Origin of the sequence: Streptomyces sp. NPDC018045 (assembly GCF_044327445.1) — a bacterium.
In the GTDB taxonomy this organism is placed as follows: Bacteria; Actinomycetota; Actinomycetes; order Streptomycetales; family Streptomycetaceae; genus Streptomyces.
The window spans coordinates 1-19,332 of record NZ_JBIRFL010000050.1 but is presented as its reverse complement, the minus strand read 5'-3'; the positions used below and the strand labels follow the sequence as shown (position 1 = coordinate 19,332).

At 74.8% G+C, this 19,332-nt stretch carries 2 protein-coding genes; both read left to right on the top strand.

Annotated features, from left to right (window positions below):
• Positions 1 to 18,183 (top strand): non-ribosomal peptide synthase/polyketide synthase (locus tag ACH4EB_RS37840; RefSeq protein WP_398353040.1); only part of this gene is annotated, 18,183 nt, incomplete at its 5' end.
• Between the two features lie 718 nt (positions 18,184 to 18,901).
• Positions 18,902 to 19,332 (top strand): phosphopantetheine-binding protein (locus ACH4EB_RS37835; protein WP_398353039.1); only part of this gene is annotated, 431 nt, incomplete at its 3' end.

Below are 19,332 nucleotides of genomic sequence, written 5' to 3'. Positions count from 1 at the left end.
CCGGAGTACATGGTGCCGTCGGCCGTCATGGTCCTGGACCGCCTTCCGCTGACCCCCAACGGCAAGCTGGACCGCAAGGCACTGCCCGTACCCGAGTACGCCGCCACGGCCGGCGGCCGCAAGCCCCGTACCGAGCAAGAGAGCACGCTCTGCGCCCTGTTCGCCGAAGTGCTCGGCGTGGAACGGGTCTCCATCGACGACAGCTTCTTCGACCTCGGCGGGCACTCGCTGCTCGCCACCCGCCTGGTCAGCCGCATCCGCAGCGCGCTCGACATCGAAGTCCCGATCAAGGACGTGTTCGGCGCGCCCACCGTGGCCGGGCTGGCCGCGCGGCTGGCGGCGGCCGGGGGACAGGCCCGTACGGCGCTGGTGCGGATGCCGCGCCCCGAGCGGGTGCCGCTGTCGTTCGCGCAGCGCCGCCTGTGGTTCCTGCACCAACTGGAGGGCCCGTCGGCGACGTACAACATGCCGCTGGTGCTGCGCCTGACGGGCGGAGTCGACGCGGATGTCCTGCGGGCGGCGCTGGGTGACGTGGTGGCGCGGCACGAGTCGCTGCGCACCGTCTTCCGGGAGACCGAGGACGGTGAGCCGTACCAGCGGGTGCTGGACCCGGACGAGGCGGACTTCGGCTGGGAGCGCCGTACGGTCACCGAGGCCGATCTGCCCGCCGCCCTGGAGGCCGCGGCGCGGTACGGCTTCGACCTGGCCACCGAGATCCCGCTGCGGGCCTGGCTGCACGACATCGACGGCGGCACCAGTGTCCTGCTGCTCCTGCTGCACCACATCGCCGGGGACGGCTGGTCCATGGGCCCGCTGGCGCGCGACGTCATGGCGGCGTACGGCGCCCGCGTGCGGGGCGAGGCTCCGCGGTGGGCGGAGCTGCCGGTGCAGTACGCGGACTACACCCTGTGGCAGCGCGAACTGCTCGGCGACGAGTCCGACCCGGACAGTGTCTACGCGCAGCAGGTCGGCTACTGGCGTACGCAGCTCGCGGGCCTGCCCGAGCAGGTGACCTTCCCCGCCGACCGCACCCGGCCCGCCGTCACGTCCTTCGAGGGCGGACATCTGGCCTTCACCCTCGACGCCGAACTGCACGGGCGGCTGGTGGCGCTGGCCCGGCGCTCGAACACGACGGTGTACATGGTGCTCCAGGCCGGCCTGGCCGCGCTGCTGACCCGCCTGGGCGCGGGGACGGACATCCCGCTGGGCTCACCCGTCGCCGGGCGGATGGACGACGCCCTCGACGACCTGGTGGGCTTCTTCGTCAACACGCTCGTGCTGCGGACGGACACCTCCGGCGACCCGAGCTTCGAGGAACTGCTCGGCCGGGTACGCGAGACGAGCCTCGCCGCGTACGCGCACCAGGATGTGCCGTTCGAGCACCTGGTGGAGCTGCTCAACCCCGAGCGCTCCACCGCCCACCACCCGCTGTTCCAGGTGATCCTCGGTCTCCAGAGCGGTCAGGAAGCCGCCTTCCGGCTCCCCGGACTCCAGGTCGGGGTGGAGGGCGTCGACCTCGGCGTGGCCAGGGCCGACCTGGTCCTCAATGTGGCCGAGGGTTACGACCGGACCGGCCAGCCGACGGGTGTCGAGGCGTTGGCCGAGTACGCCACGGCGCTGTACGACCGCGCCACCGTGGAGGGCTTCGTCGCGCGCTGGGTGCGCCTGCTGGAGCAGGCGGTCGCCGACCCGTCGCGGCCCATCGGCAGCGTGGAGCTGCTGACGGCGGCGGAGCGGACCCGGCTGCTGTCCGGGTGGAACGACACGGGCGCCGAGGTGCCCGCGAAGACGCTGGCCGGGCTGTTCGAGGACGAGGTGCGCCGCGCCCCGCGGGCCCCTGCCGTGCTGTCCGGCGCGCTGACCCTGTCGTACGGAGAGCTGAACGCACGGGCGAACCGCCTGGCGCACTCGCTGCGGGGCCGGGGCGTCGGCCCCGAGAAGCTGGTGGGGGTGGTGCTGCCGCGCTCCGTCGACATGGTGGTCGCCGTCCTCGGCATCCTCAAGGCCGGTGGCGCGTACGTACCCGTCGACCCCGAGTATCCGGCCCAGCGCCGGGAGTTCATCCTCGCCGACGCGGCGCCGGTGCTGGTGCTGGACGAGGCGGCGCTGCGCCGGGACCTGTCCGGCTACCCGGACACCGACCCGGGCGTGCCCGTCGCACCGGAACACCCCGCGTACGTCATCTACACCTCCGGCTCCACCGGTACGCCCAAGGGCGTCGTCGTCCCGCACACCGGCGTGGCGAGCCTGGCCCGGGCGCAGGGCCGCCCCCTGGGGGTCGGCCCGGGCAGCCGGGTCCTGCAGTTCGCGTCGCCCAGCTTCGACGCCGCCTGGGCGGAACTGGTGATGACGTTCTCCTCGGGCGCCGCGCTCGTCGTGCCGGAGAGCGGCCCCTTGGTGGGGGAAACCCTCATGAGCGTGCTCGCGGAGCACGGCGTGACGCATGTGACGCTGCCGCCGTCCGTGCTGGGCGCGCTGCCGCCCGGCACCGAGGCGCGCCTGCCCGCGCTGCGGACCGTGCTGGTGGCCGGTGAGACCGTGCCGCCGGAGCTGGTGACGCGCTGGTCGGCGGGCGGTCGGGAGGTCGTCAACGCGTATGGCCCGACGGAGTCCACGGTCTGTGTCTCGATGAGTGACCCGGCGGACGCCCCGGACGCCCCGGACGCCTCGGTCGCGCCGATCGGCCGCCCGGTCCCCAACACCCGTGTGTACGTGCTGGATGCCGGACTGCGGCCGGTGCCGGCGGGGGTGACCGGGGAGTTGTACGCGGCGGGTGCGGGCCTGGCGCGCGGCTACGCGAACCGGCCCGGGCTGACGGCGGAGCGGTTCGTCGCGTCGCCCTTCGAGCCGGGCGTACGGATGTACCGCACCGGTGACCTGGCGCGGTGGCGCGCCGACGGGCAGTTGGAGTACCGGGGCCGCGCCGACGAGCAGGTCAAGATCCGCGGCTTCCGTATCGAGCCGGGCGAGATCGCCTCGCTCCTGGCCCGGGCCGAGGGCGTACGGCAGGCGGCGGTCGTCGCCCGCGAGGACGCCCCCGGCGACCGGCGGCTCGTCGCCTACGTCGTGCCGGAGGACGGCCACGACGCGCCGGCCCGGCCCGCCGGGCTCCTCGCGGACCTGGCGGAGCGGCTGCCCGAATACCTGGTCCCGTCGGCGGTCGTGGTCCTGGACCGGCTGCTGCTGACCCCCAACGGCAAGCTGGACCACAAGGCCCTGCCCGCCCCCGAGTACGCGGCCGGCGCCGGTGGCCGCGCCCCGCGCACCCCTCGGGAAGAGGTGCTGTGCGGCCTGTTCGCCGAGGTACTGGGGGTGGACCGGGTCGGTATTGACGACGGCTTCTTCGACCTCGGTGGGCACTCGCTGCTCGCCACCCGCCTGGTCAGCCGTATCCGCAGCGTCCTCGGCACGGAACTGCCGATCAAGGACGTGTTCGGCGCGCCCACCGTGGCCGGGCTGGCCGCGCGGCTGGCGGCGGCCGGGGGACAGGCCCGTACGGCGCTGGTGCGGATGCCGCGCCCCGAGCGGGTGCCGCTGTCGTTCGCGCAGCGCCGCCTGTGGTTCCTGCACCAACTGGAGGGCCCGTCGGCGACGTACAACATCCCGCTGGCACTGCGCCTGACCGGTGACCTGGACGTGGAGGCGCTGCACGCGGCGCTGCGGGACGTGATCGGGCGGCACGAGTCGCTGCGCACCGTCTTCCCGGAGACCGACGGCGAGCCGTACCAGCGGGTGCTGGACCCGGACGAGGCGGACTTCGGCTGGGAGCGGCGCACGGTCACGGAGGCCGAGCTGCCCGCCGCCCTCGACGAGGCGGCACGGTACGCCTTCGAGCTGGCCACCGACGTACCGGTGCGCGCGCTGCTCCTCGAAACCGGCGCGACCGGCTCACCGGACCGGGTGCTGCTGCTCCTGCTGCACCACATCGCCGGGGACGGCTGGTCCATGGGCCCGCTGGCCCGTGACGTGGTCGCCGCCTACACCGCCCGCGTGCGGGGCGACGCACCGCAGTGGGCCGAACTGCCCGTGCAGTACGCGGACTACTCCCTCTGGCAGCGCGAGCTGCTGGGCGACGAGGCCGACGCGGACAGCGTCTACGCGCAGCAGGTGGACCACTGGCGCGGTCGGCTCGCCGGTCTGCCGGAGCAGGTGACATTCCCGGCCGACCGGCCGCGCCCGGCCGTCGCCTCCCACGAGGGCGCGTCCCTCGTCTTCGCGCTGGACGCGGAGCTGCACGGGCGGCTGGTGGCGCTGGCCCGGCGCTCGAACACGACGGTGTTCATGGTGCTCCAGGCCGGTCTGGCCGCGCTGCTGACGCGCCTCGGCGCGGGGACGGACATTCCGTTGGGGTCGCCGATCGCGGGGCGGATGGACGACGCCCTCGACGACCTGGTGGGCTTCTTCGTCAACACGCTGGTGCTGCGGACGGACACCTCCGGCGACCCGAGCTTCGAAGAGCTGCTCGGCCGCGTCCGGGACACCGACCTGGCCGCCTACGCCCACCAGGACGTGCCCTTCGAACACCTGGTGGAACTCCTCAACCCGGAGCGCTCCACCGCCCACCACCCGCTGTTCCAGGTGATCCTCGGCCTCCAGAACGCCCAGGAGGGCGGCTTCGCGCTGCCGGGCATCCAGGTCGACATCGAGGGCGTGGACCTCGGCACCTCCAAGGCCGACCTCGAACTGAACGTCGTGGAGCGGCACGGCGCGGACGGCGAGCCGCAGGGTGTCGTCTCCGCCGTCCAGTACTCCACCGAGCTGTTCGACCGGCCGACGGTCGAGGGCCTGCTGGGCCGGTGGGCGCGGCTGCTGGAGCAGGTGACCGCCGACCCGTCGCTGCGGATCGGTGAGGTCGAGCTGCTGACCGGCGCCGAGCGCGACCAGGTCGTGTCCGGGTGGAACCGGACGGCGGCCGAGGTGCCGGCCGCCACCCTCGCCGAGCTGTTCGGCGACCGTGCGCGGCGGGACGCGGACGCCGTCGCGGTGGTCCGCGGCGCCGAGTCGCTGTCGTACGGGGAACTGGACGCGCGCGCCAACCGGCTGGCGCACCGGCTGGCCGGGCAGGGCGTGGGCCCGGAGAAGCTGGTGGGCGTGGTGCTGCCGCGCTCGGTGGAGATGGTCGTCGCCATCCTCGCCGTCCTCAAGGCCGGTGGCGCGTACGTACCCGTCGACCCCGCATACCCGCGGGAGCGCCGGGAGTTCATGCTCGCCGACGCGGCGCCCGTCCTCGTCCTGGACGAGGCGGCGCTGCGCCAGGATCTGTCCGGGCTCCCGGCCACCGACCCGGGCGTGCGCGTCGCACCGGAGAGCCCGGCGTACGTCATCTACACCTCCGGTTCGACCGGTACGCCCAAGGGCGTCGTCGTCCCGCACACCGGCGTGGCAAGCCTGGCGTACGCGCAGGCCGCACGGCTCGGGGTGACGGCGGGCAGCCGGGTGCTCCAGTTCGCCTCGCCCAGCTTCGACGCGGCCTGGTGGGAACTGGTGATGGCGTTCGGCTCCGGCGCCACGCTGGTGGTGCCCGAGGGCGGGCGGCTGGTCGGCGAGGCCCTGCGGGACGTGCTGGCCGAGCAGCGGGTGACACACCTGACACTGCCGCCGTCCGTGCTGGGCGCGGTCCCGGCGGGCGCCGAGACGGCGCTGGACGCGCTCACGACGGTGGTGCTGGCCGGTGAGGCGGCGCCGCCGGAGCTGATCGCCCGATGGTCGGCGGGTGGCCGCCGGGTCGTCAACGCGTACGGCCCGACGGAGTCGACGGTCTGTGTGTCGATGAGCGGGTCCGGGGACGCGACGGCCGCGCCGATCGGGCACCCGGTCACCAACACCCGTACCTATGTGCTGGACGCCGGGCTGCGTCCGGTGCCGGTGGGCGTGACCGGCGAGCTGTACGCGGCGGGCGCGGGCCTGGCGCGCGGCTACGCCAACCGGCCCGGGCTGACGGCGGAGCGGTTCGTGGCCTCGCCGTTCGCGCCGGGCGAGCGGATGTACCGCACCGGCGACCTGGCGCGGTGGCGCGCCGACGGGCAGTTGGAGTACCGCGGCCGGGCCGACGAACAGGTCAAGCTGCGCGGCTTCCGCATCGAGCCCGGCGAGATCGAGGCCGTGCTGACCGGCTTCGACGGGGTACGGCAGGCCGTCGCCGTCGTGCGCGAGGACACCCCCGGTGACCAGCGGCTCGTCGCCTACGTCGTGCCGGACGCCACCGGCGGCACCCCGGCCGACCCGGCGGCGCTCCTCGCCCGGCTGGCGGAGCGGCTGCCCGAGTACCTGGTCCCGGCCGCCGTGCTGGTGCTGGACCGGCTCCCGCTGACCCCCAACGACAAGCTCGACCGCCGGGCCCTGCCCGCACCGGACTACGCGGCCGGTGCCGCGGCCGGCGACGGACGCGCCCCGCGCACCCCGCAGGAAGAGACGCTGTGCCGGCTGTTCCGCGAGGTGCTGGATGTGGACCGGGTCGGCCTCGACGACAGCTTCTTCGACCTGGGCGGCCACTCGCTGCTCGCCACCCGGCTCGTCAGCCGGGTACGCGCCGAACTGGGCGTGGAACTGCCCTTCCGCGTGCTGTTCGAGGCGCCGACGGCGGCCGGGCTGGTCGAACAGCTCGGCCTCGGCGGCCCGACCCGCACCGCGCTGGGCCCCATGCCGCGCCCGGACGTCGTCCCGCTGTCCTTCGCGCAGCGCCGCCTGTGGTTCCTGCACCAGTTGGAGGGCCCGTCGGCGACGTACAACATGCCGCTGCCGCTGCGCCTGAAGGGCACCGTGGACCACGACGCGCTGCGGGCCGCGCTGCACGACGCGGTCGGCCGGCACGACGCGCTGCGTACGGTCTTCCGCGTCACCGACGGCGAGCCGCACCAGGTGGTGCTGGACGCCGACGGCGCCGACTTCGGCTGGCAGCGGCGCACGGTCACCGAGGCGGAGCTGCCCGCCGCGCTCGACGAGGCGGCCCGGCACCCCTTCGACCTGACCGCCGGACTGCCCTTCCGCGCCCGGCTGTTCGAACTGGGCCCGGACGACTGCGTCCTGCTGCTGCTCCTGCACCACATCGCCGGTGACGGCTGGTCCATGGGGCCGCTCGCCCGCGACGTGGTGACGGCGTACGAGGCGCGCAAGCGCGGTGCGACGCCGCAGTGGGAGCCGCTGCCGGTGCAGTACATCGACTACACCCTGTGGCAGCGCGAGCTGCTCGGCGACGAGGACGACCCGGACAGCATGTACGGACAGCAGGTGGCCTACTGGCGCGAGGCGCTGGCCGGGCTGCCCGAGCAGATCAGCCTGCCCGCCGACCGCCCCCGCCCCGCCGTGGCCTCGTACGCGGGTGCCTCGGTGCCCTTCGAACTGGACGCGGCGACGCACGCGCGGCTGGCGGAGCTGGCCCGCGCCTCCGGCGGCACGGTCCACATGGCCCTGCAGGCCGCCCTGGCCGCGCTGCTGACGCGGCTCGGCGCCGGCACCGACATCCCGGTGGGCTCCCCGGTCGCCGGGCGCATGGACGACGCGCTCAACGACCTGGTGGGCTTCTTCGTCAACACGCTGGTGCTGCGGACGGACACCTCCGGCGACCCGAGCTTCGCGGAGCTGCTCGAACGGGTCCGGGACACGAACCTGGCCGCCTACGCCCACCAGGACGTGCCCTTCGACCACCTCGTGGACCTGCTCAACCCGCGGCGCTCCCCCTCCCACCACCCGCTCTTCCAGGTGATGCTGGTCCTCCAGGACGACCCGTCCGGCGGGTTCGCCCTGCCCGGGCTGGACGTCGGCGGCGAGGCGGTGGACATCGAGACCGCCAAGGTGGACCTGTCGGTCAACGTGCTGGAGCGGCACGGCGCCGACGGCGCGCCGGCCGGCATCGCGGGCTCGGTGAAATACGCGACCGACCTGTTCGACCGGGCCACGGTCGACGGGCTGCTGGCGCGCTGGAAGCGGCTGCTGGAGCAGATGACGGCCGACCCGTCGCTGCCGCTCGGCCGGGTCCGGCTGCTCGGCGAGCAGGAACGCGGACAGATGCTCACCGCCTGGAACGACACGGCGGTGGAGGCGCCCGAGTTCACCCTCGCCGAGCAGTTCGAGATCCAGGTCCGGCGCGCCCCGGACGCGGTCGCCGTGGTGTGCGGCACCGAGTCCGTGACGTACGGGGAGCTGAACGCGCGGGCGAACCGGCTGGCGCACTGGCTGATCGAGCGGGGCGTGGCGCCGGAGCAGCGGGTGGCGGTCGTGCTGCCGCGCTCCGTCGGCCTGGTCGTGGCGCTGCTGGCCGTACTGAAGGCGGGCGGCGCGTACGTACCCGTCGACCCCGGGTACCCGAATGAGCGGCGGGCGTTCGTCCTCGCCGACGCGGCGCCGCTGCTCGTCCTGGACGAGGCGGCCCTCGACCGCGACCTGTCCGGCTACCCGGACGACGACCCCGAGACCGACGTCGATATGGCGCACCCGGCGTACGTCATCTACACCTCCGGCTCCACCGGCACCCCCAAGGGCGTGGTGACCGAACACCGCGCCGTCGCCAACTACCTCAACTGGTCCACCCACCACTACCCGGCGGCCCGCGGTGCCACCCTGGTGCCCACCTCGATCGCCTTCGACCTGACCGTCACCGGCCTCTACACGACGCTGACCGTGGGCGGCCGGGTCTACCTGGGCACCCTGGACGACGTGGCCGGCCAGGACAACGCGGTGCCGGTGGCGCTGCTGAAGGCCACCCCGTCGCACCTGCCGCTCCTCGGCGACCTGCCCAAGCGCTGGTCGCCCGGGGAGATGCTGATCCTCGGCGGTGAGGCACTGACCTCCGCGGCCCTCGCGCAGTGGCGCGCCGACCACCGCCGGGTCACCGTCGTCAACGCGTACGGGCCGACCGAGACGACCGTCAACTGCACCGAGTTCCGCATCGGCCCCAAGCAGCAACTGCCCGCCGGCCCGGTGCCGATCGGCCGCCCCTTCTGGAACACCCGGGCCTACGTCCTCGACGAGCGCCTGGAGCCGGTGCCGACCGGCACGGCGGGCGAGCTGTACGTCGCGGGCGCCCAACTGGCCCGCGGCTACCTCGGCCGCGCCGCACTCACCGCCGAACGGTTCGTGGCCTGCCCGTTCGAGGCGGGCGTCCGGATGTACCGCACCGGCGACCTGGCGCGCTGGCGGCCGGACGGCCAACTGGAGTACGCGGGCCGGGCCGACGAACAGATCAAGATCCGCGGCTTCCGCGTGGAACCCGGCGAGGTCGCCTCGACGCTGCTGGACCACCCGGACGTCCGGCAGGCCGTCGTCGTGGCCCGCGACGGCGGGCAGGGCGACACCCGGCTCGTCGGATACGTGGTGCCGGAGACCACCGCGGACGGGCCGGCCGCCGTGGACACCGCCGCGCTGCGCGCGCACACCGCCGAGCGGCTGCCGGACCACATGGTCCCCGCGGTGGTGGTCGTCGACGCCGTACCGCTGACCCCCAACGGCAAACTCGACCACCGTGCCCTGCCCGCCCCGGACTTCGGTGCCGCCGGCGCCGGGCGCGCGCCGCGCACGCCGCGCGAGGAGGTGCTGTGCGGCCTGTACGCCGATGTGCTCGGCGTACCACGGGTCACCGTCGACGACAGCTTCTTCGACCTGGGCGGCCACTCGCTGCTCGCCACCCGCCTGGTCGGCCGGGTCCGCGCCGTCCTCGGCGTCGAGCTGCCGCTCGGCGCGGTCTTCGAGGCGCCGACGGTCGCCGGGCTGGCCGCCCGGCTGGACGCGGCCGGGGGACAGGTGCGTACGGCACTGGTGCCCATGCCCCGCCCGCAGGCCGTACCGCTGTCCTTCGCGCAGCGCCGCCTGTGGTTCCTGCACCAGCTCGAAGGCCCGTCCGCCGCCTACAACTGGCCGCTCGCGCTCCGGCTGACCGGCACCGTGGACCGGCAGGCGCTGCGGGCCGCGCTGAACGACCTGGTCGCCCGGCACGAGTCGCTGCGCACCGTCTTCCCCGACGTGGACGGCGAACCACGGCAGGTGGTGCTCGACCCGGCCGACGCCGTCCTGGACCTGCGGGCCGAGGAGGTGCCGGCGGAGCGGCTGCACCAGGCCGTGCGGGAGGCGGCCGGCCACCGCTTCGGGCTGGCCGGTGAACCGCCCGTGCGGGCCTGGCTGTTCGAGCGGCCGGACGGCGGCGCGCCGGTCCTGGTCCTCGTGATGCACCACATCGTCGGTGACGGCGCGTCCCGCGCCCCGCTGATGCGCGACCTGCGGGCCGCCTACGAGGCCCGCCTCGCGGGCGCGGCACCCGACTGGAGCCCGCTGCCCGTCCAGTACGCGGACTACGCGATCTGGCAGCGGGAACTCCTCGGCCGGGCCGACGAGCCGGACAGCATGGCCGCGCGCCAGCTCGCGTACTGGAAGGACGCGCTCGACGGCATCCCGGCCCAGCTCGAACTGCCCACCGACCGGCCGCGGCCCGCGGCCGCCGGCTACCGGGGCGACCTGCTGCCCTTCACCCTGGACGCGGAGCTGCACGCCGGGCTGCGGCAGCTCGCCGCGGACACCCGCACCACGCTGTTCATGGTCCTGCAGACCGGCTTCGCCGCGCTGCTGTCCCGGCTCGGCGCCGGCCATGACATCCCGGTCGGCGTCCCGATCGCGGGCCGCACCGACGAGGCGCTGACCGGCCTGGTGGGCTTCTTCGTCAACACGCTGGTGCTGCGCACGGACACCTCCGGCGACCCCCGGTTCGACGACCTCCTCGCCCGCGCCCGGGACCGCTCGCTGGCCGCCTACGCCCACCAGGACCTGCCGTTCGAGTACCTGGTCGAGGTGGTCAACCCGGTGCGGTCGCTGTCCGGCAACGCGCTGTTCCAGGTCATGTTCGCGCTTCAGAACACCGAGACGCCGACGCTCACCATGGCCGGCGCCGAGGCCGAGCCGTACCCGCTGGACAGCGAGAACGCCAAGTTCGACCTGTTCCTGAGCATGGGCGAGGCGCTGACCGCCACCGGCGGCCCGGACGGCATCAGCGCCACGCTGGAGTACGCCACCGAGCTGTTCGACCGCGGCACCGCCGAGAAGATCGCCGCCTGGTACGTCGGCCTCCTGCGCACGGTGGTGCGCGACCCGTCCGTCCGCCTCGCCGACGCCCGGCTGCTCTCCGACGAGGAGCACACCGAACTGCTCCGGACCCGCAACGCGACCGGCGGCCGGACGCCCGCCGGCCTGCCGCACGAGCGGTTCGAACAGCAGGCGGCCCGCGCCCCCGGCGCCCTCGCCGTGCGCGCGGGAGACGACGGGACGGACTACGCGGATCTGAACCGCCGCGCCAACCGGCTCGCGCGCCTCCTGCTGGACAGCGGCATCGGCCGCGAGGACGTGGTGGCGCTGGCACTGCCCCGCACGGCCGACCTCGTCGTCGCGCTGCTGGCCGTCATGAAGGCCGGCGCCGCCTACCTGCCGCTCGACCCGGCCAACCCCGCCGACCGGCTCGCGTACGTCCTGGCGGACGCGCGGCCGGCCGCCGTGATCACCACCGCGGCGCTGTACGGCGCGCTGCCCGGCCCGCTGCCCGAGCCGTGTGTCCGCCTCGGCGACCCGGAGACCGAGGCGCGGCTGCGCACCCGCCGGGACGACGACGTGACCGACGCCGAACGCGGCACCGCCATCCACCCGGCGGACGCCGCGTACGTCATCTACACCTCCGGCTCCACCGGCCGGCCGAAGGGCGTGGTGATCTCCTACGGGAGCCTCGCGCACTTCCTGGACGCGGTGCTGACCCGCGTACCGATGACACCGGACGACCGCATGGTCGCCGCCACCACGATCACCTTCGACATCGCCGCCGTGGAGATCCACGCCCCGCTGCTGTCCGGCGCGAGCGTGGTGCTCGCCCCGCCGGAGACGGCCAGGGACCCGCTCGCCCTGCGGCGCCTGGTCGCGGCGAGCGGCGCGACCCTCTTCCAGGCCACCCCGTCGGTCTACCGGTCGATGCTGGGCGGCTCCGGGGACGGGCCGGACGAGGCCGCGGGCGACCTCTCGGGCGTACGGCTGCTGGTCGGCGGCGAGGCGCTGCCCGCCGCCCTGGCCGAGCGGCTGCACGCCCAGGGCGGCGGCGCCGTCAACCTCTACGGGCCGACGGAGGCCACCGTCTGGGTCACCACCGGTGAGGTCACCGGGCCGGAACGGCCGCCGATGATCGGCACACCGCTGCCCGGCGTCCGGGTCTACGTCCTGGACGACACCCTGCGGCCGGTGCCGGACGGCGTCGTCGGCGAGCTGTACGTGGCCGGGCCCTTCCTGGCCCGCGGCTACCTCAACCGCCGCGGCCTGAGCGCCGAACGCTTCGTCGCCGACCCGTACGGCGGCCCCGGCGAGCGGATGTACCGCACCGGCGACCTCGTCAAGTGGCGCGGCCGGGCCGGCCTGGAGTTCGTCGGCCGCGCCGACGACCAGGTCAAGGTCCGCGGCTTCCGCATCGAACCGGGCGAGATCGAGGCCGCCCTCCTCCGCCAGGACGGTATCGCCGCCGCCACCGTGCAGGTGCGCGAGGACCACGGCACCCCGCGCCTGGTCGGTTACGTCGTCCCGGACCGGGACGGCGCGGCGGACGGCGAGGACGACCGCCGCGTCGCGTCCTGGCAGGAGGTGTACGAGGAGGTCTACCGCGGCCAGGCCGGCAGCGGCGGATTCTGGGAGGACTTCGGCATCTGGACGAGCAGCTACGACGGCTCGCCCATCCCCCTCACCGAGATGCACCGGTGGCGGAGCGCCGCGGTCGAGGCCATCCGGCGCCTGGCGCCCCGCAACGTCCTCGAACTCGGCGTCGGCAACGGCCTGATCCTGTCCCAGGCCGCCCCGTACTGCGCGGCCTACTGGGGCACCGACTTCTCCGCAGCCGCCGTCGAGACCCTGCGGGCGCGGGTGGCGGAACGCGACGACCTGCGCGGCCGCGTCGAACTGCGGACCCGGCCCGCGGACGACCTGACCGGGCTGCCCGGAGGGTTCTTCGACACCGTCGTCGTCAACTCCGTCGCCCAGTACTTCCCCGACGCCCGCTACCTGGCCGACGTCATCACCAAGGCCCTGGCCCTGCTCGTCCCGGGCGGCTCGCTCTTCCTCGGCGACATCCGCAACCTGCGCCTGCTGCGCACCCTGCGGGCCGGAGTCGCCGCCCGGGCCCTGGGGACCGACGCCGACCCCACCGCGCTGCGCGCCCATGTCGACCAGCGCACCGCGGCCGAGGAGGAACTGCTCCTCGCGCCCGACTTCTTCACCACGCTGGCCGCCGGCTTGCCGGACGCCGGCGGCGTCGACATCCGCCTCAAGCGCGGCGCCTTCGCCAACGAACTGTCCCGCTACCGCTACGACGTGGTCATCACCCGGACCCCGGCCGCACCCGCCCCGGTGGACGAACTGCCCGCCGTCACCTGGGAGCAGGCCGGCGCCTGCCTGGACGGCCTGGCCGGTCCGCTGCGCGCGCATCCCGGCGGCCTGCGCCTGACGGACGTGCCCAACGGGCGCCTGGACGCCGACGCGGCCGTACTGCGCCGCATCGACGGCGGCACCGGTCCGGGCGCCGGAATCGACCCGGAGGCCGTGCACCAGTACGTCGGAAGGCTCGGTTTCCACGCCGTCGCGACGTGGTCGGCCCGCCACGACGACCGCTTCGACGTCGTCGTCCTGCCCGGCGGCGACGAGCCCGGCACCCTTGTCGCGGCCTACCGCGGCACACCCGGCGACCGGGCACCGGCGGATTACGCCAACAGCCCGGCCCGCCCGGACCGGACCGCCGAACTCAGCCGCGCCCTACGGGCCGGGCTGAGCCGGTGGCTGCCCGAGTACATGGTCCCGTCCGCGTTCGTGGTGCTCGACCGGCTGCCGCTCTCCCCGATCGGCAAGCTGGACCGCAAGGCCCTGCCCGCGCCCGACTACGGACTGCTCCGCGCCGGACGGGCGCCCCGCACCCCCCGCGAGGAGGCCCTGTGCGGGCTGTTCGCCGAGGTGCTCGGACTGGAGCGGGTCGGCGTCGACGACAGCTTCTTCGAGCTGGGCGGCCACTCGCTGCTCGCGACGCGGCTGGTCAGCCGCATCCGCCGGACGCTGGGCGCCGAGGTACCGATCGCCGCGGTCTTCGAGGCGCCCACGGTGGCCGGGCTCGCCGGCCGGCTGGACGCGGGCGGCCGGGCCCGTACGGCTCCGGTGGCCGGACCGCGCCCCGACGCCGTGCCCCTGTCGTTCGCGCAGCGCCGGCTGTGGTTCCTGCACAAGCTGGAGGGCCCGTCGGCCACGTACAACATGCCGCTGGCGCTGCGCCTGAAGGGCCCGGCCGACCACGAGGCGCTGCGCGGCGCCCTGCACGACGTGATCGCCCGGCACGAGTCGCTGCGCACCGTCTTCCCCGAGGCCGACGGCGAGCCCCGGCAGTCCGTCCTGGAGGCCGCCGCGGTGGACTTCGGCTGGCGGGTGCGCGCCGTCCCGGCGGCGGAGCTGCCGGACGCGCTGCGGGACGCGGCGGCCCACCCGTTCGACCTGGCCACCGAAGCCCCGGTCCGGGCCGAGCTGTTCGAGGAGACCGACGCGGACGACGGACCCAGCCGGGTCCTGCTGATCCTGCTGCACCACATCGCGGGCGACGCCTGGTCGGCGGGCCGCCTGATCCGCGACCTGGCCGCCGCCTACACCGCGCGCCGCGCGGGCGGCACGCCCCGCTGGCCCGCGCTGCCGGTGCAGTACATCGACTACGCGCTGTGGCAGCGGGAGGTGCTCGGAGACGAGGACGACCCGGACAGTGCCATCTCCCGGCAGATCGCCTATTGGCGGAAGCTGCTGGACGGCGCCCCGGAGGAACTGGCCCTGCCCGCCGACCGGCCGCGCCCGGCCGAGCCGAGCTACCAGGGCGGCGCGGTCACCTTCGAACTGCCGGCCCGCACCCACCGCGGCCTGGCGTCGCTGGCCGCCGCCTCCGGCGCGAGCCCCGCGATGGTGCTCCAGGCGGCCGTGGCGGCGCTGCTGTCCAAGCACGGCGCCGGTACGGACATCGTGCTCGGCACCCCCGTCGCCGGACGGACCGACGAGGCACTGGACGACCTGGTCGGCTTCTTCGTCAACACCCTGGTGCTGCGGGCCGACCTGTCCGGCGACCCGTCGTTCGGCGAGCTGGTCGAGCGGGTCCGGCAGGCCGGGCTGGAGGCGTACGCCCACCAGGACCTGCCGTTCGAGCGGCTGGTGGAGATCATCAACCCGTACCGTTCGACGGCCCGGCACCCGCTCTTCCAGGTCATGGTCGACTTCGGGGTGCAGGGCGCCGACGGGCCAGGCCTGCCCGGACTGGACGTCGAAGCGGTCGAACTGGGCGCATCGGCGGCCAAGTTCGACCTCGACTTCACCTTTAATGAGCGCGTCGCCGACGACGGCACACCCGGCGGCGTCGTGGGCACCCTGCGCTACGCCACCGAACTGTTCGACCGAACGACGGTCACCGCCCTCGCGGAGCGGCTGGTGGAGCTGGTCGCCACCGTGGTGGCCGACCCGCGCCGCAAGGTGTCCCGGCTCGACGTACGGACCGCCGGTGAGCGCCGCCGCATGGCCGAGCCGGCGGCCCGGCGGCCGGCGGACGCCGCGCTGCCGGACACCGTGGTCCGGCTGTTCGAACGGCAGGCGGCGGCCACCCCCGAGGCGCCCGCCGTGACCGCCGACGACGGCACGCTGACGTACGGGCAGCTCAACGGGCGCGCCGACCGGCTCGCCCGGCGACTGGCCGGGCTCGGCGCCGGGCCGGGGCAGGTGGTGGCGCTGGCGGTGCCGCCGTCCGCGCGGGCGGTGGTCGCGCTGCTGGCCGTCCTCAAGGCGGGCGCGGCGTACCTGGCCCTCGACGGCCCGCAGGAGCCCGCGGCCCACCGGGACGCCCTCGACGCGGCCGGTGCGCTGCTGGTCGTCGCCGGACCGGGTTACGACACGACGGCCGCGGGCGGCCGGACCGTCGTCCCGTTGGACGCGGCGCACGAGGACGCCCCGGCCGACGCCGGTCCCGTCGGTCGCGCCGACCTCACCGACGCCGGCCGGACCGCGCCGCTGCTGCCGGACCACCCGGCGGGCGCCGCGCACCGCCCCGGCCACCTCCCCGTACCGCACGCGGCCCTCACCGAACTGTTCGCCCACCACCAGCGGCACCTGTACGCCGAAGCCGTGGCCGCGGCCGGACAGGACCGGCTGCGGGTCGCCCTGACCGTGCCGCTCTCCGCGCCGGGCGCCTGGGACGCGCTGGCGGCCCTGCTCGCCGGGCACGAGCTGTACCTGTGCGCCGGCCGGGACCGGCCGGCCCCGGAGGACACCGTCGGGCGGCTCCGCGCGGCCGGTGTCCACCTGGTCGCCACCACCCCGCGGCAGGCCGAACTCATGCTGGACGCGGGCCTGTGCACGCCGGGTGGCGACCGTCCCGCCCCCGCCGGCCTGGTGCTGTCCGGGGAGCCCGCGGGAACGGCGCTCCGGCACCGGCTGCGGGAGCTGCCCGCCACCCGGGTGTACGCGGTGCACCGTCCCTCCGGGTGCCCCGGGGCGACGCTGCCGGGCCGGGTGGCGGACACGGCGGCGCCCGCCCTCGGCCACCCGTCGGCCGGCGCCGCGGTGTACGTCCTCGACGCCGGGCTGTGTCCGGTGCCGCCGGGCGTGCCGGGCGAGCTGTACGTCCACGTCCCGCAGCGGCACGCGGCATACGCGGGCGCGGCCGTGCTCACCGGGGAGCGGCTGGTGCCCGACCCGTTCCGGCCGGGCGCGTGGATGTACCGAACGGGCGAGCTGGTGCGCCGCCGCGACGGCGCGGACGGGCCGCTGCTGGAGTCCGTCGTCCAGGCGGACGAGCACGCCGCTCTGCGTGGTCTGCGGCTCGCTCCGCGCGCTGTCGAGGACCTGCTGGCCGCCCACCCGGCCGTCGCCACGGCCGCGGTGGCCGTACGCGAGGACGGGGACGGGGCGGCGGCCCTGACGGCGTACGCGGTGCCGGCGCGCGCAACCGGCGCACCCGAGCCGGCCGCACTGCGCGCGTACCTCGCGGAGCGGCTGTCGGAACACCTCGTCCCGGCCGCCGTGGTGCTGCTCGACCGGCTGCCGCTGACCGGCCACGGCACCCTCGACCGGGCGGCGCTGCCGCTGCCGCAGGGGGAGCCGGACGGTTCCGGACGGCCGCCCCGCACGCCCGGGGAAGAACTGCTGTGCGGCCTGTTCGCGGAAATCCTCGGCGTTCCGCACGTGAACGTCGACGACAATTTCTTCGAACTCGGCGGACATTCCCTCTCGGCGGTCCGGCTGCTCGTCAGGATCCACGCCGTACTGGGCGTCGAATTCCCGGTGAAGGCCATTCTGGAAACTCCCACGGTGGCCGGCCTGGCCCGGCGCCTGGACACGGACACCGGGGACGGTGCGCTGGATGTCCTGCTGCCGCTGCGGACGCACGGCAGCAAGCCGCCGGTCTTCTGTGTGCACGCCGGAAGCGGACTCGGCTGGTCGTATTCGGGGCTGCTCCGGCATCTCGACCCGGACTGGCCCGTATACGCCGTACAAGCCACCGGTCTCGACGGATCGGGAAACCTGCCCGATTCCGTCGAGGAAATGGCGGAGCACTACGTCGACCGCATCACCGAAGTGCAGCCGGACGGGCCGTACCACCTTCTCGGCTGGTCGTTCGGCGGAATCGTCGCGCACCGGATGGCGGACCTGCTGGAAAAGCGCGGCAAGCGCGTCGCCCTGCTCACCCTGCTGGACTGCCACCCGGTCGGCACGGTCACCCGTGAGGAGGTGGAGGAGTCCCTGGCGAAGGTCGGGACGGCCGATGTGTACCGCGCCATGCTGGGGATCTACGACATCGAACTCGACGACGCCGAGGCGGCGCGGCTCACCCACGAGAGCACCGTGGACCTGCTCCGCACGAAGAACACCGCACTGGCCGGCCTCTCGGAGACCGAGGTCCGGGCGATGACGGAGGTCACGATCAACAACGCGCGCATCGGACTCGATGTGACGCACCGCCCCGTCGCCGCTCCGACGCTGGTCCTGGCCGCCTCCGAAGAGACCGAACACCAGCTTCTGCCGGGCGTGTGGGACCCGTATTGCGAAGGGGGCGTCGAATTCCAAGAGATTCCCTGCACGCACACCCACATGATGAATCCCGGGCCGCTGGAACTCATCGGGGCCGTCGTCTCCGAGAAGCTGCGGAACGTCTCCCGGGAAGGGGCGGACGGGTGAACTGACAACGGCGGACCGCCGTACCGCCAGGACGCGGCAAGGGCCCCGACGTCCGCACCGCGCCGACCGCTCCGGCGGATTTCGGCGCGGCGCGGACGCAATGGCCCGTGCCCGCGGAAACGACGGCTGCCCGGCGCCCGGGCGGCGCCCGGCATTTGCGCGGGCGCGCGGAGATCCACGACCTTGACGCCGTCCCGGGCGGCTGGTTGACTCAAGTGAGATCCAGGCAGGCGTCGGCCGGCCGGATCGGATACAGACGGTGTGCATGTCTACGGGGGATTGCGATATGGCACGAGTCATGCGGAGAGGGCCGCGTCCACCGGCCTCCGCCCAGCGGAAAACCGGTACGGCGCCGCGTTCGTCGAACCGTTCCGGTTGACGCCGGCCAGGAGTCCGCGCGCGTCCGCCTGAGACGCCGGACCGATGTTTCCTTTTCGCGAGCCCACCCGGTGCCTCGCGTGATTCCCCTCGCCGTACGGCTGTTCCGCATCCGTACATGAACGGGTGAACCGGCATTCCGCGGCACCCTGCCCGGCGGCCGGACCCCGGCTCTCCGTGAGCCACCGCTCACCGGGCGGCGGGCCGTCCGGCCGTGCCGCCCGCACGACGGTCCCCGCTCCCGGACCACCGATCGACCCTGCCCTTTGCCGGCCGCGCCGCCGTGCCCAACCGCCCGGCCACCGAGCGGACTTGAAACGCCAGGAAAGCGAGCGAGAAGTTGGACGCCACGCCATCGTCGACACCGGACCCGACCGCTCCCGGAGCGGCCACCGGGCCGGCCGGGTCGCGCGAGGAGACGCTGTGCGCGCTCTTCGCCGAGGTGCTGGGTGTGCCCCGGGTCGGCCCGCACGACGACTTCTTCGCACTCGGCGGCCACTCGCTGTCGGCGATCCGGCTGCTGGTCCGCATCCGTGGCGTCCTGGGCGCCGAGCCCCCGATCAAGGACGTCTTCGAGCACCCGACCCCGGCCGCGCTGGCCCGGCGCATCGGCGCGAAGGCGGGCGCGGGCGAACGGCGTGCGGCGCCTGCCCCGATGGCGCGCCCCGAGCGGCTGCCGTTGTCCTTTGCGCAGCGCCGGCTGTGGTTCCTGCACAAGCTGGAGGGGCCGTCGGCGACGTACAACATGCCGTTGACGCTGCGGCTGAAGGG